General features: G+C 61.2%; 17 protein-coding genes. 4 read left to right on the top strand and 13 right to left on the bottom strand.

Going from position 1 to position 19465, the window contains the following annotated elements; all coding sequences use genetic code 11:
• Window positions 1-82: 82 nt before the first annotated feature.
• The 4 genes from HMPREF2845_RS03815 to infC all read right to left on the bottom strand — a co-directional run bounded on the left by HMPREF2845_RS03815 (window position 83) and on the right by infC (window position 2789).
• Window positions 83-994: a TrmH family RNA methyltransferase gene (locus HMPREF2845_RS03815; protein WP_246824615.1), complete on the bottom strand. Its 912-nt coding sequence runs from the start codon at window positions 992-994 to the stop codon at window positions 83-85.
• A 206-nt stretch (window positions 995-1200) separates the two neighbouring features.
• Window positions 1201-1581 carry a 50S ribosomal protein L20 gene (rplT, locus tag HMPREF2845_RS03810; RefSeq protein WP_005507127.1) on the bottom strand — a complete coding sequence of 127 codons (381 nt, stop codon included), beginning with the start codon at window positions 1579-1581 and terminating at the stop codon, window positions 1201-1203.
• A gap of 114 nt (window positions 1582-1695) precedes the next feature.
• Window positions 1696-1890 (bottom strand): 50S ribosomal protein L35, encoded by a 195-nt coding sequence (gene rpmI, locus HMPREF2845_RS03805; RefSeq protein WP_004006287.1) that lies wholly within the window; start codon window positions 1888-1890, stop codon window positions 1696-1698.
• Window positions 1891-2087: 197 nt separating this feature from the next.
• Window positions 2088-2789, bottom strand: coding sequence for a translation initiation factor IF-3 (gene infC / locus HMPREF2845_RS03800; RefSeq protein ID WP_005507875.1), 702 nt, complete (start codon window positions 2787-2789; stop codon window positions 2088-2090).
• Window positions 2790-3082: 293 nt separating this feature from the next.
• Here infC and HMPREF2845_RS03795 point away from each other — a divergent pair, with 293 nt between their 5' ends.
• On the top strand, window positions 3083-3505 hold the full coding sequence (locus HMPREF2845_RS03795) for a DUF1844 domain-containing protein (RefSeq protein ID WP_012903892.1): 423 nt from the start codon (window positions 3083-3085) through the stop codon (window positions 3503-3505).
• Between the two features lie 149 nt (window positions 3506-3654).
• Here HMPREF2845_RS03795 and HMPREF2845_RS03790 read toward each other — a convergent pair whose 3' ends face one another.
• The 3 genes from HMPREF2845_RS03790 to HMPREF2845_RS09105 all read right to left on the bottom strand — a co-directional run bounded on the left by HMPREF2845_RS03790 (window position 3655) and on the right by HMPREF2845_RS09105 (window position 5962).
• Window positions 3655-4446, bottom strand: a complete 792-nt coding sequence (locus HMPREF2845_RS03790) for a HisA/HisF-related TIM barrel protein (RefSeq protein WP_070633934.1) — start codon at window positions 4444-4446, stop codon at window positions 3655-3657.
• A complete protein-coding gene (locus HMPREF2845_RS03785) occupies window positions 4446-5216 on the bottom strand; it encodes a type 1 glutamine amidotransferase family protein (RefSeq protein ID WP_083308730.1) in 771 nt (256 codons plus the stop codon). Before HMPREF2845_RS03785 ends, HMPREF2845_RS03790 begins: the two co-directional genes overlap by 1 nt.
• A 119-nt stretch (window positions 5217-5335) precedes the next feature.
• Window positions 5336-5962, bottom strand: coding sequence for a LysM peptidoglycan-binding domain-containing protein (locus HMPREF2845_RS09105; RefSeq protein WP_083308729.1), 627 nt, complete (start codon window positions 5960-5962; stop codon window positions 5336-5338).
• Between the two features lie 849 nt (window positions 5963-6811).
• Here HMPREF2845_RS09105 and lexA point away from each other — a divergent pair.
• The gene (lexA, locus tag HMPREF2845_RS03775; protein WP_049341736.1) at window positions 6812-7486 is read left to right on the top strand and encodes a transcriptional repressor LexA; all 675 of its coding nucleotides are present in this window, start codon (window positions 6812-6814) and stop codon (window positions 7484-7486) included.
• 166 nt (window positions 7487-7652) lie between these two features.
• On the opposite strand, the gene HMPREF2845_RS03770 is transcribed toward lexA, so the two are convergent.
• Together HMPREF2845_RS03770 and hflX are read right to left on the bottom strand one after the other, a co-directional pair.
• Window positions 7653-9725: an ATP-dependent DNA helicase gene (locus HMPREF2845_RS03770; protein WP_049356060.1), complete on the bottom strand. Its 2073-nt coding sequence runs from the start codon at window positions 9723-9725 to the stop codon at window positions 7653-7655.
• Between the two features lie 6 nt (window positions 9726-9731).
• A complete protein-coding gene (gene hflX / locus HMPREF2845_RS03765) occupies window positions 9732-11444 on the bottom strand; it encodes a GTPase HflX (RefSeq protein WP_070633933.1) in 1713 nt (570 codons plus the stop codon).
• A 143-nt stretch (window positions 11445-11587) separates the two neighbouring features.
• Between hflX and HMPREF2845_RS03760 the strand changes: the two genes are divergently transcribed.
• On the top strand, window positions 11588-12211 hold the full coding sequence (locus HMPREF2845_RS03760) for a class I SAM-dependent methyltransferase (protein ID WP_070633932.1): 624 nt from the start codon (window positions 11588-11590) through the stop codon (window positions 12209-12211).
• Between the two features lie 124 nt (window positions 12212-12335).
• On the opposite strand, the gene dapF is transcribed toward HMPREF2845_RS03760, so the two are convergent.
• From dapF to miaB, 3 genes are all read right to left on the bottom strand, one after another.
• Window positions 12336-13271, bottom strand: a complete 936-nt coding sequence (gene dapF, locus HMPREF2845_RS03755) for a diaminopimelate epimerase (RefSeq protein WP_070633931.1) — start codon at window positions 13269-13271, stop codon at window positions 12336-12338.
• A gap of 96 nt (window positions 13272-13367) precedes the next feature.
• Window positions 13368-14288 (bottom strand): tRNA (adenosine(37)-N6)-dimethylallyltransferase MiaA, encoded by a 921-nt coding sequence (gene miaA, locus HMPREF2845_RS03750; RefSeq protein WP_070633930.1) that lies wholly within the window; start codon window positions 14286-14288, stop codon window positions 13368-13370.
• Window positions 14289-14372: 84 nt separating this feature from the next.
• Window positions 14373-15887 carry a tRNA (N6-isopentenyl adenosine(37)-C2)-methylthiotransferase MiaB gene (gene miaB / locus HMPREF2845_RS03745; RefSeq protein WP_005507888.1) on the bottom strand — a complete coding sequence of 505 codons (1515 nt, stop codon included), beginning with the start codon at window positions 15885-15887 and terminating at the stop codon, window positions 14373-14375.
• A 35-nt stretch (window positions 15888-15922) separates the two neighbouring features.
• Here miaB and HMPREF2845_RS03740 point away from each other — a divergent pair, with 35 nt between their 5' ends.
• Window positions 15923-17305, top strand: a complete 1383-nt coding sequence (locus HMPREF2845_RS03740) for a hemin ABC transporter substrate-binding protein (protein ID WP_070633929.1) — start codon at window positions 15923-15925, stop codon at window positions 17303-17305.
• Between the two features lie 176 nt (window positions 17306-17481).
• Here HMPREF2845_RS03740 and HMPREF2845_RS03735 read toward each other — a convergent pair whose 3' ends face one another.
• Window positions 17482-19410 carry a regulatory protein RecX gene (locus HMPREF2845_RS03735; protein WP_070633928.1) on the bottom strand — a complete coding sequence of 643 codons (1929 nt, stop codon included), beginning with the start codon at window positions 19408-19410 and terminating at the stop codon, window positions 17482-17484.
• Between the last annotated feature and the right edge of the window lie 55 nt (window positions 19411-19465).

Here is a 19465-nt window from a genome sequence, read left to right as displayed (position 1 = left end):
TAAACTAAAACTCTAAAACCTATGAGGCTAAGGCGGCCCGCCGCTATGCCACAGCCGCGAACCGCCCAAAACCTAGAAAAATCTAGCGAGAAACGCCGCGCTGAGCCATCGCCGAAGCATACAGGCACACAGCAGCAGCCGTACCCACATTCAAAGACTCAGCCGAACCATAAACAGGAACAGCCACGCGCATCGTGGCGGTAGCCTTCTCTTCAGCGTTCAAGCCCTGCGCCTCATTACCGAAAAGCCACATGGTCGGCTTAGAAAGATCAAAATTACCCTTCACACCGGACGGGGCACTCGCCTCCACACCGGCACGACGAGCCGCAGTGTACTCACTCAGCTCCTGCAGATTCACCGCACCATAGCCGTCAGCAGCCAGCACAGCAGTACCCTGAGACTTCACATCCTCCGCGAAATCCTCCAGCTGCACGCCCTGAATAATCGGCACATGGAACAGCGAACCCGCGGTAGAACGCACCGTCTTCGGGTTATACAAATCCACCGAACCCCTAGTCGTAATCACCAAGTCAGCACCGGCCGCATCAGCCACGCGAAGAATAGTGCCCGCATTACCCGGATCCTGCACACGAGACAGCACAGCAATCAGCTTCGGGTTCAACGCGCCCTCACCCCACAGCAGCGAGAACGACGCATCCACCATAAAGGAAACCGCAATAATACCCTGCGGGCTCACCGAATCAGCCATCGCCTCCAGCACCTCATCGGTCACCACACGCATAAAGACGCGGCGCCCCTCCTCCGGGGTGGGAGTGCCGTACACCTGCTCCAGCAGCTCAGCAATATCCTCATGACGGTCAAAAGCCGTCTCCGTGACATACACAGCGTCCAGAATCGGCTTCTTCAGATGCGCCTTCAACGCCTCACGCACAGCCTGCGGGCCTTCCACCAGGAACTGGCCCTTCTTCGTGCGGGCAGCGCGGGTACGTAGCTTCGCAATATCGCGTACACGATCTGCCTGCGGATTGGACATCACAACGGGGGTACTAATACGTTCAAAAAAGTTCACTCTTAAAGGGTACAGGCAAAGGCACACCCAAAAACGCAGAACAGTCACCAGCGCCCCCCAGATACGCAGAAAGCGGCCGCCCACACTCAAAAGTGCAGACGGCCGCTCACGACGCTTAAGCATCCTACCCCGAACCTAGATTTTCGAGGTAAGAACACAACCTAGGCTCATTAAGCCTTGGGAGCCGAGGTGTCCTCGGGCAGGTTGTTCTTAGCAATCTCAACCAGTGCGTTGAAAGCAGCGGGCTCGTTAACAGCCAGCTCAGCCAGCATACGGCGGTCAACCTCAACACCAGCAGCCTTCAGGCCCTGGATGAAGCGGTTGTAGGTCAGGCCCTGTGCGCGGGAAGCAGCGTTAATACGCTGAATCCACAGGCGACGGAAGTCACCCTTCTTCTTACGACGGTGGTCGTAGCTGTAAACCAGCGAGTGAGTGACCTGCTCCTTAGCCTTACGGTACAGGCGAGAACGCTGACCGCGGTAGCCGGATGCACGATCGAGAATAGTACGGCGCTTCTTGTGCGCGTTAACCGCGCGCTTCACACGTGCCACGTGTGTCTCCTTCGTCTTATGTCCTGAACAGCTCACATATCACGCTGAACAGGAGCGAGTCTTTAATCAGTGCGCACCACTATCGGTGCGCCAGGTGCAGAGAGTAAGCGTTGCTTACTTACCCAGCATCTTCTTGACAACCTTTGCCTGGCCGCCGGTAACGATCTGGTCAGAAGCCAGACGACGGGTCAGACGAGAGGACTTGTGCTCCAGGTAGTGGCGACGGTTCGCCTGCTGGCGCTTAACCTTGCCGCTACCGGTGAGCTTGAAGCGCTTCTTAGCACCAGAGTGGGTCTTCTGCTTCGGCATAGCTGCCGTTCTCCTTACATTCATCCCCCGCCACAACGGCGGGGGAGCTTAGTGGGGTTGAGCGATACACGCATCAGCCCCAAGGACCAAAGGTGAGGCACCCCCAACGAGGTGCCTCGGAACCGGCACCGGGTGAACCCGCAACACCCACCCAACGGTGGAGGCGCGTGCCCATCCTAAAGTGACGACCCGGTTCCCTACTCGGCGGAAGCCTGTGCCTTCAACTCGGCAGGCATAGCGTCTGCCAAAGAATTAGTTACGGGCTTCGCCTTGGTCGTGTCAATACGCTCGCGACCCTTGCGACCGCCGGCGCCCTGCTCACGGCGAGCCTCTGCCTTACCGCGAAGCGGAGCCAGAACCATCACCATGTTGCGGCCATCCTGACGGGGGCGAGACTCAACGGTACTCACCTCAGCCAGCTCAGCCGCCAGACGCTCCAGCAGACGCACACCCATCTCGGGGCGCTGCTGCTCACGACCACGGAACTGAATCATTGCCTTGACCTTGTCACCACCGGAAAGGAAACGACGAGCGTGTCCAACCTTGGTTTCGTAGTCGTGGGTATCAATCTTCAGGCGGAAACGGATCTCCTTCAGAACGGCATTAGCCTGCTTCTTGCGGGATTCACGAGCCTTGATCGCGGCTTCGTACTTGTACTTACCGTAATCCATGAGCTTGCACACGGGCGGCTTCGCGTTCGGGGCAACCTCGACCAGGTCGAGTTCGGCGTCCTCAGCCAGACGCAGAGCGTCCTTCAGAGGGACAACGCCTACCTGCTCGCCACCGGGACCGACAAGACGGACCTCGGGAACGCGGATACGATCGTTAATGCGTGGTTCGCTAATGACTAGCTCCTGTGCTCTGTGGGTTTCCCCGTGAATACTATCCGTTGCGGGCACTAAAAAAGCCCCCGCAGTTACACAAGCGGAGGCACAAACCAGCGTACGCCGAAAGCGGCGGACGAACCCGTTCACCTTAAAACTCGCAAACTAACGTCTGCGGCGGTCAACCGGGTGGGAGGCATGCTCCACTTGCAAACTGCCTACAACCATACCGCAGAACCCCCTACAGGCGCAAGGAATTAGACGTAAAACACCATAAAAATTGCGGTCATTCACGCGGAAAGTCCACGGAGACGCCCACTCTTAAGGACGCATTTACCGAAACAAACGAAATATGAGATTCTAGGACTATGAGCACTGAAAACACGAGTTTCCGCTTCACCGCGGAAGAAGAAACCCCCGTACACGGCCACACCGAACTCACCGAAGAGCAGGTCGAAGCCGTCAACGAACAGCTGCGCGACATCGCAGACGTACCCGCCATCGAAATCATCAGCTCCGCAGCCATCCACATGATGAGCGCCGCAGCCGTCAAGTGCGGCCTCGCAGCCGACGAAAACGCCGACGACCTCAAGGACCTCGACGAAGCACGCAAGCTCATCACCGCGCTGGCAGGCCTCGTCACCGCCGCAGCACCCGAAATCGGCTCCCAGCACGCAGCGCCCCTGCGCGACGGCCTGCGCACCCTGCAGCTCGCATTCCGCGAAGCATCCCCCTTCCCGGACGAGCCCGGCAAGGGCCCCGGCGAAAAGCTCACCGGCCCGGTGTACTAAACCGTACCCGGTCTATTCACAGCGAAGCCCCGTCTCCCTCACGATGAGGAAGACGGGGCTTCGTCGTATATAAGCCTGTGCGGACAAGGAATCTACCCGGGCTAGATATGCGGGCTAGAGCAAGCCGGCAGCTTTAGCAGGAACCAAATTTAGCGGGAGCGGGAGCCGGCAGCCTCAAGAGCCTGCTCAAAACTAAAGTTGCCCACGTACAGTGCCTTACCAAGCACCACGCCCTCCAGCCCATAAGGCACCATGGAACGCAGCTTCTCAAGATCAGCCAGCGATGCCACACCACCGGACGCCACCACCCGACAGGCGCTCTGGGCAAGCACCTCATCCAGCAGCTCCGCACCGGGACCCGCCAGAGAACCGTCCTTGCTCACATCCGTAACGATATAGCGGCGCACGCCCGCGCCCTCCAGCCAAGCCAGCGCCTCCGCCAGGTCAGGGCCCGACCAGTCGGTACCGCGAGCCACCGTCACCCAACCCCGCTCGGGGTTGTAGCGGGCATCGAGCCCGAGGGCAAGAAGATCAGAATCAGCGTAGCGAGCCAGGGTGTCTTCAAGCCAGGAAGAATCCGCCAGAGCCGCACTGGTCACGTTCACGCGGTCCGGATTCAGACTCAGGGCGCGCTCCAGGCTCTCAGCATTACGCACGCCACCGCTGACCTGAATACGAACCGGGGTGGAGCTCATTCGGGTGTTCTCGGCACGGACGGCGGCGACAACCTCAGCCAGAACCTCGGTATTCGTACCGCGTCCAAACGCCAGGTCAAGGTCAACCAGGTGGATCCAGCGGGCACCAGCCTTCACCCAGGTCAGAGCCGCCTCCACCGGGTCGAGGCGCTGCTCACCACCGGATAGGGTGCCGCCCACCGGGCGCACCGCATAGCCTTCAGAAATATCAACAGCGGGCAGAAGTTCAAGAACGGGTGCAGACATTAGTTACCTCCTGCAGCAGTAGCGGAGTCGCCAGAAGACAGGCGACCGGTCACCGCCAGGGAGGCGACCCAGCGGCGCATAAACTCTGCACCCAGCTCACCAGAACCCACCGGGCAGAACTGCACCGCCGTCAGCGGACCGTTCTCAACCGCCGCGATATAGGCGGGCTCGGTGACAGTCCAAGTCACTGCCGGAGGGGCAATATATTCAATGCTCTGGTCAAAAGCCCACTCAAAAACGCCGTGCTCAGATTTGAAGTGAGCCTCGCCCTCAAGATCCTTGAGCAGCGCACTATCGGAGGAAGAACGCAGGGCAGAAACACCGGGCACCAAGTCGCGGGTAGAAAGCTCCACGCTCTCACCGGGCCACTCCCCCATACACTGCACCTGAACCTGCCCCATCTGCGGATGCTCCACCGTAACCGAATCGAAGAGGCAGCTCAGTGCCGCACCGGCAACCAGCACCGGACGACCGCCAGCAACACGGCGACCAATCACGCGCTCAGCGTCCTTAGCTTTCAGGTCTTCGTATGCTTCAAGAGAGCTCGCACCGCCGGTAACCACCATGCCGTCAGCCTCACGCAGCTGCTCTGGCACAGCGGTCACGATGACCTCCGCCCCCGCATCCTGAAGAAGCTTCACCAGGGCGCCACGAGTTCCGGGCTCCCCCAAAACGGCAACCACAGGACGAGCGGTCTGAGCATTCTGTACAGATTCAGTTTCCTGTACAGATTCAGTTTCGGCGGGTGTGGATTCAATGGGAACAGGCATCGGTGCGCTCCTATTTCATAGGCTCAAGAATTCGACTCAAGCGCTCTAGCTTGAGAGATAGAGGATTCGGAGTCAAGACATCAACCTCATGCAGAAGCCAACCACACGCGGGTCCATGCTTAGCGCTGAGTCTGAGGAATTTCCAGACGCTGACCGGCATCAACAGAGGTGCTGGTCAACGAGTTCAACTCCATAATACGAACCACAGTATCACGGGTGTCACCGTGCGGATCCACCGCCTGAGCAATATCCCACAGGGTCTCGCCGTGCTTGACCACAACGACGGTTCGAGTCGCCGAAGCATTCTCCACGGAGGCTGAAGCCGCCGGGCCAAAGAAGCTAATAGCGCCGAGCACAATCAGCGCCGCCAAAGTCAGCAGAGGCAGGCCCTTCAGAAAACCGCGCACAGTGCCAAGACGACGAATAGAAGCGGGAACCGCGCGCAGAAGCTCGCCGCCCTTAGCAAGAAGAACGCTCTTCGCACTAGGTGCCTGCACATCAGAAGCAGCCTGTACCTCAGAAACTACAGGGCGAACCTGCGCAGGTGCCTGGGCAGAAGTAGCGGGAGCGTGGGCGGGCTGAGCCACCTGCGCGGGACGGAGTGCATGAGCCGCACGAGAACGCCCCTGCACGGTGCGGGCAGACACGGTGCGGACGGACGCGGTGCGGGCGGGGTGAAGTACCACCAAACCTGCCGGAAGGTGTGCAGAAGTGCCTTGAGAAGCAATAGGTGCTGCAGTAGTCATTGTGGTTCCTTTCTCTCAGCTCGCCCCGGGGTTGCCCCGCGGGTCTAGCAATGCCGAGCGATACCCGCTCGGAGGTCCTAGTTGAGTGATAACTATGGAGTGGTGATTGTTAGGCGATAACTATTGGGTAGCTAGTCCCTAGTTAGGTCAGAGCGTCGGATGCACCGGGCTGCGCTGGGTCGCACTGGGTGACCCCGGAACCCCATCCCCTGCGCTCTCTCTTCGCCAGATGCTCCCTAGAGCATCCAAGGTAGATCATGCGAAGAGAGAGGCAGAGGATTCGAATACATTCGAACACCCATTCACTCTCCTCTCCCGAAAGACTCCGGGTTGAATCTTCGAATATTTTTCGAACATTCACCCGTAAATCCTGAATTCCAGGAGAGATTCAAGAGTATATACGAACTCTTGTTCTAAAGTCTAGCAGAGATGTACTAAAAATTTCTTCGAGTTTCGAAGAAAAAATCTAGAATATTTGTTTGAGTTTTTCGGTGTAGTGTTCTACACTGGTGTCAAGAGACGTTCCACACGCTCCTGATGAGTCCTACTCACAGCAGGTTTCTGTACCCGTTACGGTTTGATTCTGTATCGAATGCAGGTGCTGCTGACTGAGTTTTATAGGGCGGAGGCGCATACTCGTTGCCTGCGTATCGCTCCGGTATCGCTCCGTCACGGATAGAATTCCTCCACCCCCTGACGAGATAAGACCCATTTCGGCAGAACCAAAAAATTTTTAGGACTTCACCAGAAAACGTGTGAAGCACCCATCCGTGCCCCGACCGGACTGTGTCTCAAACAGACTGCAGAGACCGGAGTACAGAATTCGGGGCACAGACCGAAGGAAAAGAAATGGCAACAGCACCCCGTCCGGCGCTGACCGCGCGCCAGCAGAAGATTCTTGACGCGATCCGCACCGAGATTGAACAGAAGGGTTACCCGCCGTCCATGCGCCAGATTGGTGACATGGTGGGTCTTGCGTCCCTGTCCTCGGTCACTCACCAGCTCGGTCGCCTCGAGACCATGGGCTACATTCGCCGCGACCCCAAGCTCCCCCGTGCCATTGAGGTGCTGGATGAGAACGGCATCGGCATCCACGGTAGCGCTTCCTCTTCCCTGCCCGAGCTGCCGAACTTCGAAGTCGGCGATGAGGACCTCGTACCCGTTCCCCTGGTTGGACGAATTGCAGCGGGCGGCCCCATCACTGCCGAGCAGTCCGTGGAGGATGTGCTCGCTCTGCCCCGCCAGCTGGTCGGTAGCGGCAAGCTGTTCATGCTCAAGGTCAAGGGTGATTCCATGATTGACGCCGCAATCTGCGACGGCGACTGGGTGGTTGTCCGCGAGCAGCACACCGCAGACAACGGCGATATTGTTGCTGCGCTACTTGACGACGAGGCAACCGTGAAGGTGTTCCGTCAGGTCGACGGCCATACCTGGCTCATGCCGCGCAACTCCAACTACGAGCCGATTATGGGCGACCGCGCAACCGTCATGGGTAAGGTCGTATCCGTGCTGCGCAGTCTCTAGACAGCACAGCCTCTAAAAGACATAGCCGCGAGGCTTTTAGCTCCATATAGAAATCACCCCGGTGATACGTGAATGTTCACGTATCACCGGGGTGATTTCTATATTTCCGAAGCGGATATCTCCAAAGCGAAAGAGGCGGCGTAGCCAGGGATGAATCTTGCCCGAGCTAACGCTCAATACTCGCCGAAAGACGAGCCAACGCGCCGGTCACCGCAGCCTTATTCTGCGTCGACCACATCGGCGGCATCGCCTTCATCAAGAAACCGCCGTAGCGTTTAGTCGCCACGCGAGAATCCAGCACAGCCACCACGCCGCGGTCAGACACCGAACGGATCAGGCGACCCGCGCCCTGCGCCATACGAATCGCCGCGTGGTGAGCAGAAACCGCCATAAAGCCGTTACCGCGATGACGGTTCACCGCCTCCGTACGAGCCTGCGCAATCGGGTCATCCGGGCGGGGGAACGGGATGCGGTCCATCACCACCAGGCGGCAAGAGTCACCGGGAACGTCCACGCCCTGCCACAGGCTCATCGTTCCGAACAGGCATGAGTCAACGTCCTCGCTGAACTCCTCCACCAGAGCCTTGAGCGAAGACTCACCCTGCAGAAGAATGTTCAGGTCGCTGTGCTCACGCATGTACTCGGCGGCACGCTCAGCGGCACGCTTCGAGGAGAACAGGCCCAGGGCACCGCCCTCCGACGCCTCGCACAGCTCACGCAGACGATCCAGCTGGCCCTCGTGCACACCGAATCCCGGAGGCTTCAAATCCCCGGCAACGTACATGATGCCCTGCTTGCGGTAGTCGAAAGGCGAACCCACGTCGATGCTCGTCCAGCGCGGCGCGCCCTCGCCCTGCAGTCCCAGGGCACCGGCGGCAACGTCAAAAGAGTCACCCACCGTCAGGGTCGCACTCGTCAGAATCACGGTGCGGTCAGCGAACAGACCGTCACGTAGCTGCAAACCGACGCTCAAGGGGGCGATGTTCAGGGTCGCCGGGTCGGTATCGGAAGCAGCCACGTAGCGGCCGTTCTCCCAACCACCCTGACGAGAAATCCACAGAACGTCCTGCTCGCCCGAAGCCTCCAGAATGCGGCTACTCATGTCGTGTACCTCAGAGACACGCGAGCGCGCCATCTGCAGGCCGGCGTCAACGTCCTGCCCGTCTGGTTTGGTATCGGACAGGGCGGTGCGGGCGGCATCATTGACCGCAGAAATAGCGGTCAAAAGGCGACCGTCCAGGCCTTTCAGCAGGCCCTCGGCAAGACCCTCGAACGCGGTCTCCAGGGTGCCGGCAGCCATTTCCAGTGCGCCGGAATCAGCCTTTGAATGCTTCTTCACGCTACGCGCCGCACGGCGAACCATCGCAACCGTCAAAGAACCAGACACGGCACCGGTCACGCGGTCCACCAGCTCATGAGCCTCATCAATAATGACCGTCTCATGTTCGGGCAGAACCTTCATGCCCTCGAAAGCGTTAATCGCCAGCAGGGCGTGGTTCGTGATGACAATGTCAGCCTCAGCGGCACGGCCACGCGCCATCTCGCTAAAGCACTCTTCCACCAGCGGGCAGCGGCGGCCCAGACACTCGGCGGCACTGACCGATACCTGAGCCCAGGCGCGGTCAGAGACGCCGGGCTTCAGCTCGTCACGGTCGCCGGTCTCCGTGCGGTCGGCCCACTCGCGCAGGCGCACCACTTCCTCACCCACGCGGGAGGTCGAAGAAGGCATGTCAAAGAGAGCATCCGGCTCGTCTTCCGGGTAGCCGCCCTCCAGCTTGTGCACGCAGAGGTAGTTATTGCGGCCCTTGAGCAGAGCCACCTGCGCCTGCGATTCCGGGCGCGGCTCCAGCGCTTGTAGAAGACGCGGAATATCGCGGTTCACGATCTGCGCCTGCAGGGCAAGGGTCGCCGTCGCAACGACAATCGGCTGGTCCGACTCCCCCACCCTCGCCAGGGCAGGAACCAGGTAGCCCAGGGACTTACCGGTACCGGTACCCGCCTGGACCAGCAGGTGACGCTGCAGTTCAAGAGCCTGCGCCACATGCGCCACCATGGTGCGCTGACCGGCACGATTCTGACCGCCAGTGGCGGCAACCACCTCATCCAGCAGGGTCAGGGCATCCTTCGCACCGGGCAGGGTCTCAAGCTCCTGTCCGGTGAATCGGGTGCCGTCGGTCCCCGGTCCGGGCCCAGTTCCCGGGGTGTTTTTGGGCGCGTTGATGCTCTCGGTCACGCTCATCCGCCCTTAGAGAGCCTCAGAGTTAGAGGGCTGCTCGGAGTCAGATGCGGTCGCCTCAGTGAGGGCGTGTGCCTCCGCAAGTTCCTCTTCCAGGATCTCCAGCAGGTCGCCCTCCAGCACATACTCGGACAGTTCGGAGGCGACATCCTCACGGACCAGAGCCACCACGAAGGTGCCGTCCGATACGAAATCGGTGCTCTTAATTTCGGCGTCCCACTCGTGCAGGCGCGAAATAATCTCACCGTGCGAATACGGAATCAGCAGCTTCACCTCAATGGAGGGGCGCGGAATGGTGTCCGCGATCTTCTGCTTCAGCTCCTCAATGCCCTCACCGGTACGCGCCGAAACGATCACGTGCTCCGGCTCGCGCTGGCGCATACGCTCCAGCACGAACGGGTCGGCGGCATCCGCCTTATTCAGCACAATGATCTCGGGGATATGGCGGGCGTCAACCTCCGCGATGACCTCGCGGACAGCACGAATCTGCCCCTCCGGGTCCGGGTGCGAAGCATCCACCACGTGCAGGATGACGTCAGCGTCAGCGACCTCTTCCAGGGTGGAGCGGAACGCCTCCACCAGCTGGGTCGGCAGCGAACGCACGAAACCCACCGTGTCAGAGAGGGTGTAGCCGATACCGTCCGGGGTCTGAGCCTTACGGACGGTCGGGTCCAGCGTCGCAAACAGGGCGTTCTCCACGAGCACGCCGGCATCGGTCAGGCGGTTCAGCAGGGAGGACTTACCCGCGTTCGTGTACCCGGCAATAGCCACCGAAGGCACGCGGTTACGGCGACGGTTCAGACGCTTCGTCTCACGCGCCGGCGCCATCGCAGCGATCTCACGCTTAAGCTTCGCCATGCGAGCGCGCAGGCGGCGGCGGTCCATCTCAATCTTGGTTTCACCGGGACCACGCGAACCGATACCCTCACCGGCTGCGGCGCGGCCACCCGCCTGACGAGACAGGGACGCACCCCAACCACGCAGACGCGGCAGCATGTACTCCAGCTGAGCCAGCTCAACCTGCGCCTTACCCTCGCGGGACTTAGCGTGCTGAGCGAAAATGTCGAGAATCAGGGCGGTGCGGTCAATGACCTTGACCTTCACGATGTCTTCGAGGGCACGACGCTGCGAGGGAGCCAGTTCGGAGTCGACGATGACGGTGTCGGCGCCGGTCGCCTCCACAATGTCCTTGAGTTCCAGCGCCTTACCGGAGCCGAGGAAGGTGCCGGGGTCCGGCTTGAGGCGGCGCTGAACCAGGCCGTCCAGAACCTCGGAACCTGCGGTTTCAGCCAGTGCCGCGAGCTCACGCAGGGAGTTCTCTGCGTCCTCTACGGTGCCTTCAGTCCACAGACCAGCCAGCACCACGCGTTCCAGGCGCAGCTGGCGGTACTCGACTTCGGTGACGTCTTCAAGTTCGGTGGAGAGGTTCGCGATACGGCGCAGTGCGCGGCGCTCAGCGAGATCTTCCTGGTCACCGTCATATTCGGAGTGTTCGCGCTGAACGTCAGAAATTTCGCGCGCGCGAGTATCCAGCACACGGCGGCTATTGTTGCCGTGGGTGCTGGAAGAGTTATCGCTGTGATGCGCGGTACCGGCTGCGTCATAAGTAGTGACGGAGGCGGCGGCCTGGGAGCGGCCCAGAACGCGGTCTACGGTGCGGCGCAGCTGCTCATCACTGGGCAGCTTTTCGGTATCAGATACGGGGATGTTCTTAGAATTCATACGACTCTAATTCTACCGCCGTTGCCCGCATCAGGTAGGGGGTTCGGTCGTCTGTGCGCTCAGGGCGTGCAAGCTGCTGACCTGCCCCGTGCATTCTCTGCCCGTGTGCGGCGGGTTCTTGCCCTACCGGTACACTGGATAGCATGAGCGAGCAGCATTATTTCTCTGAAACCCCCGAGACCGAATTCAAGCCCCGCCCGGTGCAGGTGGAGCTTGCCGGCCGCAAGGTCACCGTCACCACAGCTAACGGCATTTTCAGCCCCTCCGGTATTGATAAGGGCACCGCTATTTTGCTGCAGGAAGCACCCGACCCGCAGGGCGAACGCATGCTCGACATCGGCTGCGGTTGGGGTCCCATTACCCTGACTTTGGCGATGCTCGCACCGCAGGCGCAGGTGCACGCGGTGGATGTGAACTCCCGCTCCATTAGCCTGACCGAACGCAACGCCGCCGCTCTCGGCCTGTCCAACGTCACCGTGGGAACCCCCGAATCGGTTGACCCCGAACTGCGTTTTGACACCATCTGGTCGACCCCGCCGATTCGCGTGGGCAAGGAGGTTCTGCACGAGATCCTGCTGACCTGGCTGCCTCGCCTGGCGCCTGGTGGTGACGCCTACCTGGTGGTTCAGAAGAACCTGGGCTCTGATTCTTTGCAGAAGTGGATGGACGCGCAGCTTGAGGAGCTGCACCCCGGCGAGTTTGAGGTGTCGCGCTATGCGACCTCGAAGGGCTTCCGTATTCTGCAGGTACACCGCTACGAGGACTAAAACCTCTGGCGCTATTTGCTTAAAACATAAAAGCGGCGGGTGTTTTCTGAATTTATTGTCAGAAAACACCCGCCGCTTTTGTCTATAAAATCTCTGGTCCAGGGCTGCCCGCTATTGCAGCCGACTATCGTAGCACGACGGTCGCAACCATCTGCGCCGGACCAGCCAGAACAACATGCTCCAGGTCATCCGGGCCCAGCACGAAAGTCACCGCGAGGGTACCGCCGGGCACATGCACCAGCCACTCATCCGGTGCTTCCTCGCCGCCCCAGAAACGGGTCGCAGCAGCAGCCGCACACGCGCCGGTACCGCAGGACAGAGTCTCGCCCACGCCACGTTCGTGCACGCGCATACGGATAGCGCCCACATGCGCGCCGCTCTCAACGTCCAGGTCGACCGGCACCACAAACTCAACGTTCGTGCCGTTGACCGGGGCGGGGTTCACCTGAGGCAGGCTGTGCAGGTCCAGGCCGTCCAGCTTACCGTCGGAGCCGAGCATCACCACGGTGTGCGGGTTACCCATCGAAATGGACAGGCCAGCACGCGGAGTCTTCAGGCCGCGAGCAGACACCAGGCAGTCCTCGCCACCCTCGCGGGCAGCCTCACCGTGAATGAAGCTCCACGGACCCATATCAATCGCGTAACCCTCTTCGGTGCGCGCCACAGTCTTCACACCGGCACGGGTACCAATCTTGACGGTCTCACCCACCTCAAGCTCACTCAGGCCCTCAGCGCGCAGGTACTCCACGAACGCGCGCACACCGTTGCCGCACATTTCAGCGATAGAGCCGTCACCGTTGCGGTAGTCCATGAACCAGACAGCGTCCGGGTGCTCCTCGAGCAGCTTCTGACCCGCGCGGGAGGCGGTGCTGCGGGCAGCACGAATGAAGCCGTCCGCGCCAATGCCGAAGTGGCGGTCGCAGACGCGGGCTACCAGCTCGGGGGTAAGGGCAATTTCTGCGTTCTCATCCGTCAGAAAGATGAAGTCGTTACCGGTGCCGTGACCCTTGGTGAGGGTCAGGCCTGCCAGCTCGCCCCAGATGGAAGGGTTCTCGCTCATATGCTGTCCTTAAGGTTGGTGACCTGTCCGTTTATGATTTTACCGCGCCGACCGACTCGACGAGGTATCTGTTCGGCTGCGGCTCGTTATTGTGGCTTATCGGGTGCTTTCGCGGATGATGGCTTCCGCTTCGTCGGCAAGGGTGGGTGAGAGCGCGTCCAGCCAGTGCACGCGCGGGTCCGCGCGGAACCAGGTCAGCTGGCGGCGTGCAAACTGGCGGGTGGCAATCGTCGTATCCTCAATCGCCTGCTCCACGCTGTAATCCTCATCTTCAAGGGCGCGGGCAAACTGCGCGTAACCAATCGCGCGGGAGGCGGTCTTCCCCTCCTGCAGTCCCTGCTCGTTCAGGGTGCGCACCTCGTCCAGCAGGCCGCGCTCATGCATCAGCTCCACACGGCGGTGCAGACGCTCGTGCAGCAGGGCACGATCCATATCCAGACCAATCTGAATACTCTCCGTCACGTACTCGCGCACCGGCATGAACGCCGAGAACGGGCGGCCCGTCACCTCGAACACCTCCAGGGCTCGAATAATGCGGCGCTCATCCTTCACGCGCGCCGCCGACTCCGGGTCGACCTCCGCCAGGCGGGCGTGCAGAACACCAATACCCTCGGTACGCGCTTGCTCCTCCAGGCGCTCACGCACCCGCGCATCCGTGCCGGGAAACTCCAACCTATCCAGGGCGGCACGCATATACAGACCGGAACCACCCACCAGAATCGGGTAGCGGCCACGGCCACGGATCTGCTCAATCAGCTCACGGCTACGCCCCTGAAACTCCGCCACGGACGCCTCATCCCGCACGTCCATAATGTCCAGCAGGTGGTGCGGAACGCCGCGCATCTCCTCCGCGGTGACCTTCGCGGTACCAATATCCATACCCCGGTAGAACTGCATAGAATCAGCGTTAATGCACTCACCGTTCAGGCGCAGAGCCAGCTCAATGGCGAGCGCGCTCTTACCGGTGCCGGTCGGGCCCACAATAGCGATAACGGGCAGAGTTTCGGAGATAGTCATGCGCCCCATTCTACCGGTTCCCTCACCCCCACTTGCGGTGGTGGCAAGAGCCCGAGGAACAGGGCGCATGATTCGTTATAGGTTTTAGGGGCGCAGACCGATGGTCGGCATGCCCAGGCCCACCGGCGCACCGGGCACCTGGGTGGTGCCGGTACCGCAAGAGTCAGCTTGGGAACGGTCCCACGCGTCACCGGCGCGGGTGCGGCGCAGCTGGTACTGCTCGGCGGTCGGGTCAGAAATCAGGTGGAAGGAACCAGCCTCGGTAATAGGCACGGTGACCATGTCGCCGGGGCGGGGAGTCTCGCAACCCTCGGGTACCGAGAAATGCACGAGGCGCTGGTCCGGGCCACGACCGGAGAGGCGGTGAGTCTGCTCAGCCTTACGACCTGCCTCCGCAACGACCATCAGTTCAACGGTCTTACCGAGCTGCTTGCGGTTCTCTTCACCGGCGATGCGGTCCTGCAGGGCAATCAGACGCTCGTAGCGTTCCTGCACGACCTCCTTCGGGATCTGGTTCTCCATGGTCGCCGCGGGGGTGCCGGGGCGGATCGAGTACTGGAAGGTGAACGCGGAGGAGAAACGAGCCTGCTCCACAACCTTCAGAGTGTCCTGGAAGTCCTCTTCAGTCTCGCCGGGGAAGCCCACAATGATGTCGGTGGTAATCACGGCGTTCGGGATGCGCTCGCGCACCTTGTCCAGAATGTTCAGGAACTTCTTGGAACGGTAGGAACGGCGCATGTCCTTGAGCACCTTGTCGGAACCGGACTGCAGCGGCATGTGCAGCACGGGCATGACGTTCGGGGTCTCCGCCATCGCGTCAATCACGTCGTCGGTGAACATTGCCGGGTGCGGGGAGGTGAAGCGTACACGCTCCAGGCCCTCAATCTCGCCGCAGGCACGCAGCAGCTTGGAGAACGCCTGGCGGTCGCCGAACTCCACACCGTAGGAGTTCACGTTCTGACCGAGCAGGGTCACCTCAATGGCGCCGTCATCGACCAGCGCCTGAACCTCAGCGAGAATGTCGCCGGGGCGGCGGTCCTTCTCCTTACCGCGCAGAGACGGCACGATGCAGAAGGTGCAGGTGTTATTACAGCCAACCGAGATGGACACCCAGCCGGAATACACGTGATCACGCTTAGTGGGCAGGGTGGAGGGGAAAACTTCGAGGGATTCGAGCAGTTCTGCCTGCGCCTCGTGGTTGTGGCGGGCACGCTCCAGCAGGGTGGGGAGGGCACCAATATTGTGGGTGCCGAACACGACGTCAACCCAGGGCGCCTTCTCAATGATGGCGTCCTGGTCCTTCTGCGCCAGGCAGCCGCCCACGGCGATCTGCATGCCCTTGTGGGCGCGCTTGACCGGTGCCAGCTGACCGAGGTTGCCGTACAGGCGGTTGGAAGCGTTTTCACGGACCGCGCAGGTGTTGAAAACCACCAGGTCGGGCTGGGTGCCTTCCTCAGCGCGAACGTAGCCGTTAGCCTCCAGCAGGCCGGACATTCGTTCGGAGTCGTGCACGTTCATCTGGCAGCCGAAAGTGCGCACTTCGTAGGTGCGGGGGCTGGTTTCGGGGGTCTGGGCGGAATCGCTGAGGGTCGAAGTCATGCCCTATAGGGTATCCGATGGGGGATAATGGCTCTATGCAGGTTTCCCTTAGTAGTAACTTTCCGGCTCTGTCACCGAACGATTCTTCCGCTCCCGCCCCTGACGGGGAGCATCTGAGCACCCTCATTGAGGAGGCGATTGCCGCCTACTCCCCCGTGCCGCCTCAAGCGAGCGCTGATTCTGCCTCGATGCGTCAGACCCTGATGCAACTGCTCAGCTGGGCGCATTCTTTGGAGCAGGTGGCTGCCCGCGCGGTTGAGCGCGTGCAGATTCTGGGCACCGGCATGCGTTCCGTTGTGGTGCGTGTGGTGTATGAGCCTGCCGCCGAGTCTGCGCAGTCTTTCGAGTCTACACAGTCTTTGCCGACCTCGATTATTGTGAAGCGTTACCGCCGTAAGGATTCGACGGTGAACGCGGGCGGTTTCGGGTACCTGCGTGAGCGCTACGGTTTGGAGGCGCTGAACCGGCAGGTTCCGGGTCTGTTCCCGCAGCTCTACGGCGCGGATCCTGAGCTGCGCGTGCTGGCGCTGGAGGATGTGAGCGCCGGAACCGTTGAGGGCGAGCAGTATTCGGTTGCCCACGCCCTGCTGGAGGGCACCAAACAGCAGGCGCTGGACGCGCTGAACTACTACATTGAGGCGTACCGTTCCCTTGCCGCCAGCGGCATTATGGGCGAGGCGGTGGAGGATTACCGTCTGAACCTGGCGCGTGCCGACCGCAAGGCGCAGTTCCCGGGCGCTATTGCCTCGCCGGGTTTGGCCGAGCGCGGTTTGAAGAAGCTATACGGTGTGACTGATGAGGCGCGCGCCCCCGAGCACGATACTGACAGCCTTGCTGCCAGCCCTGCCGCGCATGAGGACGCGCCCATTCTTCCCGCCGCCGTTGAGGAGCTGTCCTTCCGTTTCCGCCGCGTTCTACAGCCCTTCTTCACCAAGCGCCCGCCGGTACCCGAGCAGTTCAAGCTCAACCGCGGCAGGGTGTATATGCTCTCTTCGGGCGATTTTTCACCGCAGAACGTGCTAATCGGCTCGGCGGACGGCGCGCAGGTGCGCATGGTCGATGCGGAGGGCACCTGCCTGCACCACCGCGGCTTCCCCTTCGTTGAGGCGATGCTGGGATTCCCCTCCTCGCCGGAGTACCCGCACTACCGGGTGGACCGCAAGAAGGCGCTGCCGGCGCTGTACTCTGCCCTCTTTGAGGACGCCCCGCTGGATGAGCACCTGGCGGAGGATTTGGCGGTGTGCACGGCGGTGACCGTGTGCGCTCTGTTGGAGCTGTACTCTTCTTCGGCGCGTTCCGATCTATTGCCTCGTATTCGCCGTGAAGGTGCGCAGCTGATGCGTCTGCTCCTTGAGATTGCCGGTTCTCAGGACGCGACCCTCGCCGAATTCGCGAACCGTCTGGGAGCCGCTGAATAAGCAGCAGAGTAAACAGCGGATATAGCCTTCGCCAAGGCGTTTTATAAAACTCAAAAGCGTAAAGGGTGAGCCCGCCACAGAGTATGTCTGTAGCGGTCTCACCCTTTATAGTGCCTATTTTTGCGGTCACCCCGGCATGGGTCTATCTGTGCGTGCGGAATGTATTAATTCGCCCTCTACCAGAGCTCGTCCTCCGCACCGTAGACGGCGAGTTCCTCACGAATCACCGACATCGACACCGAGGAGGAGTACCCGCGGCGAGCCAGCATCCCCAGCAGTCGGCGAGTCACCCTATCCTTTTCGGCGCGGTCGCTCAGGTCCATGCCGGGGCGCAGCTTCTTACGCACCAGCTCGGCGGCGTCCTCACGTTCCTGCTCGTCGGTGCGCTGAGCCAGTGCATTCTCCGCTTCTTCACCGCGCACCCCGCGTTCAGCGAGCTCACGGCGTAGCGCGGCGCGGGAGAGCTTCTTGGTGCGGCTCTTCTGCGCCACAAATGTTTGGGCGTATTCGGCGTCGTCAATGAGTTTTGCAGCCTCGAATGTATCGAGCAGCGGCTCAATGAGCTCCGCGTCGAAGCCTTCTGCCTGCAGCTTCTTCCGCAGCTGACCTCGGGTTTTTGCCGAGTACGCCAGCTGGTTGTACACGATGGTTTTAGCGCGTGTGTAGGGGTCTGTTTCTTCCGCGGCTCGGGCGGCACGCACCTTCTGCTTCCAGGAAGGCACGTTACTTTCCGGTTGTGAGGAAGCATGTCCCATCTGAGAGCCGCCCGGTTGGGAGCCGCGTGCTCGAGAACCGCCCTTTGGGGATCCAGCCGAAGCGGCACGGCGCTTTCCGGTACCGTCGCCCTGCGCCTCCTCCTCGGCAATACCGCGAATGAGTGCTTCTTCGGCGGGGGTGAGTTCTTCGTTCAAGCTACTTCCCTCCCTAAATAGGTTGCTCCCCGAGCCGCGGCCCGCAGGACTCTTGCGGGTTTCCTCGTCGTCACTTCGAGCCCCGAAGGCGGGCGCGTAGGGCGAACGGCTCCGCATTTTCTCTTGCTGCGCCGCACTCATGCGGCGGAACCCACGCTTGTAGTCGGTGTTCTTGGAGGCACGCGAAGACTTGCGTTTCTTCTGCTTAGCCCGCTGAGCGGCTTGCCTCTCGATCTCTTCCTTCTCTTCGGCAGTGAGCCCCGATCCGATGGAGGCGGCACCCGCTCGACTCATACGGCCAGCCGCCATAGGGCGCGGCTCGGCACCGCCGGGGGTGAAGGCACGAATGGGCGCTTCGTCAATGGAGACGGCGGGCAGGTTCGGGTCAACGAGCAGGCTGCGGCGCGGCGATTCGCCGCCTTCCTCAGAACTGCCATCTTCAAAGTTGGCGGGCACAGCCTGCAGGGGCAGCTCGGGTACGCGGAACTCCCCGGCGTAGTCGCCGCCGTTATCGCGGGCGATGCTTTCTTCAACAAAGCCGTGCGCGGCGGGGTGCCAGTCCGGGAACTCCTCAGCGGATACCGAATCCGCGGCCCTGTTCCGCACCCACTTTTTGGGTGCGTTTTCTGTGGCCGCTGACTTCTTCTTAGGCGCTGGCTTCTTCTTATGTGCGAGCTTTTCAGCCTGCCGCGCTTTCGGCTTGGGTTTCTGGGGTGCGGTTTCTTGGCCCCCACGCTGCTCCGCTATCGCTTCTGCGGGTGCCGCTTCGTCCGAGGGTACCCAATATTCCCCTGCATAATATTCCCCTGCGTACTCTGTTTCAGGGTACAAAGGCTCTGCCAGATACGGAGGTTCATCCTCGTAGGGAGGCTCGTCAGGGTATGGAGGCTCATCTTCATACGGGGGCTCTCCAACAATAGGAGGCGCAACGTCAGGAAACGCAACAGCAGGAGGCGCCTCCCAGCTGAGGGTAGGCTCCGCCAGGGCGGCGGGCACCTCAAAATTGAGCGCCTCGAAGCCGCCTACCTCAACCGGCGGGGCTGCAGGTTCAAAGGAAACAGAGTTACCAAGCGCTGAGGAACCGAAGTGCGGTTCGGTCGCATCCAGCGCCGCAAAACCGGCGTCGCCGTCACGCGCGCTGTTTCGCTCGTGCTCTTCATGACCGTTCTGTTCCGTCATGCGCTGCTCCGTCATGCTCAGTTCCTCCTCTCCCCTGTGTTGGCTCGTTTGATGAGTTGGGTCACTGATG

This window comes from Rothia sp. HMSC065B04, from assembly GCF_001812285.1.
Lineage (GTDB): Bacteria > Actinomycetota > Actinomycetes > Actinomycetales > Micrococcaceae > Rothia > Rothia mucilaginosa.
This window is presented reverse-complemented; position numbering and strand designations above follow the sequence as displayed.

Bases quoted from the DNA above. Each gene is read 5' to 3' on its own strand.
- HMPREF2845_RS03785 (WP_083308730.1), bottom strand. From the start codon at position 5,216: ATGCCTGTTCCCATTGAATCCACACCCGCCGAAACTGAATCTGTACAG.
- miaB (WP_005507888.1), bottom strand. From the start codon at position 15,887: ATGACTTCGACCCTCAGCGATTCCGCCCAGACCCCCGAAACCAGCCCC.
- hflX (WP_070633933.1), bottom strand. From the start codon at position 11,444: ATGAATTCTAAGAACATCCCCGTATCTGATACCGAAAAGCTGCCCAGT.
- HMPREF2845_RS03815 (WP_246824615.1), bottom strand. From the start codon at position 994: ATGTCCAATCCGCAGGCAGATCGTGTACGCGATATTGCGAAGCTACGT.
- lexA (WP_049341736.1), top strand. From the start codon at position 6,812: ATGGCAACAGCACCCCGTCCGGCGCTGACCGCGCGCCAGCAGAAGATT.
- rpmI (WP_004006287.1), bottom strand. From the start codon at position 1,890: ATGCCGAAGCAGAAGACCCACTCTGGTGCTAAGAAGCGCTTCAAGCTC.
- dapF (WP_070633931.1), bottom strand. From the start codon at position 13,271: ATGAGCGAGAACCCTTCCATCTGGGGCGAGCTGGCAGGCCTGACCCTC.
- HMPREF2845_RS03790 (WP_070633934.1), bottom strand. From the start codon at position 4,446: ATGTCTGCACCCGTTCTTGAACTTCTGCCCGCTGTTGATATTTCTGAA.
- miaA (WP_070633930.1), bottom strand. From the start codon at position 14,288: ATGACTATCTCCGAAACTCTGCCCGTTATCGCTATTGTGGGCCCGACC.
- HMPREF2845_RS03795 (WP_012903892.1), top strand. From the start codon at position 3,083: ATGAGCACTGAAAACACGAGTTTCCGCTTCACCGCGGAAGAAGAAACC.
- HMPREF2845_RS03760 (WP_070633932.1), top strand. From the start codon at position 11,588: ATGAGCGAGCAGCATTATTTCTCTGAAACCCCCGAGACCGAATTCAAG.
- HMPREF2845_RS03740 (WP_070633929.1), top strand. From the start codon at position 15,923: ATGCAGGTTTCCCTTAGTAGTAACTTTCCGGCTCTGTCACCGAACGAT.
- HMPREF2845_RS09105 (WP_083308729.1), bottom strand. From the start codon at position 5,962: ATGACTACTGCAGCACCTATTGCTTCTCAAGGCACTTCTGCACACCTT.
- HMPREF2845_RS03770 (WP_049356060.1), bottom strand. From the start codon at position 9,725: ATGAGCGTGACCGAGAGCATCAACGCGCCCAAAAACACCCCGGGAACT.
- HMPREF2845_RS03735 (WP_070633928.1), bottom strand. From the start codon at position 19,410: ATGACGGAGCAGCGCATGACGGAACAGAACGGTCATGAAGAGCACGAG.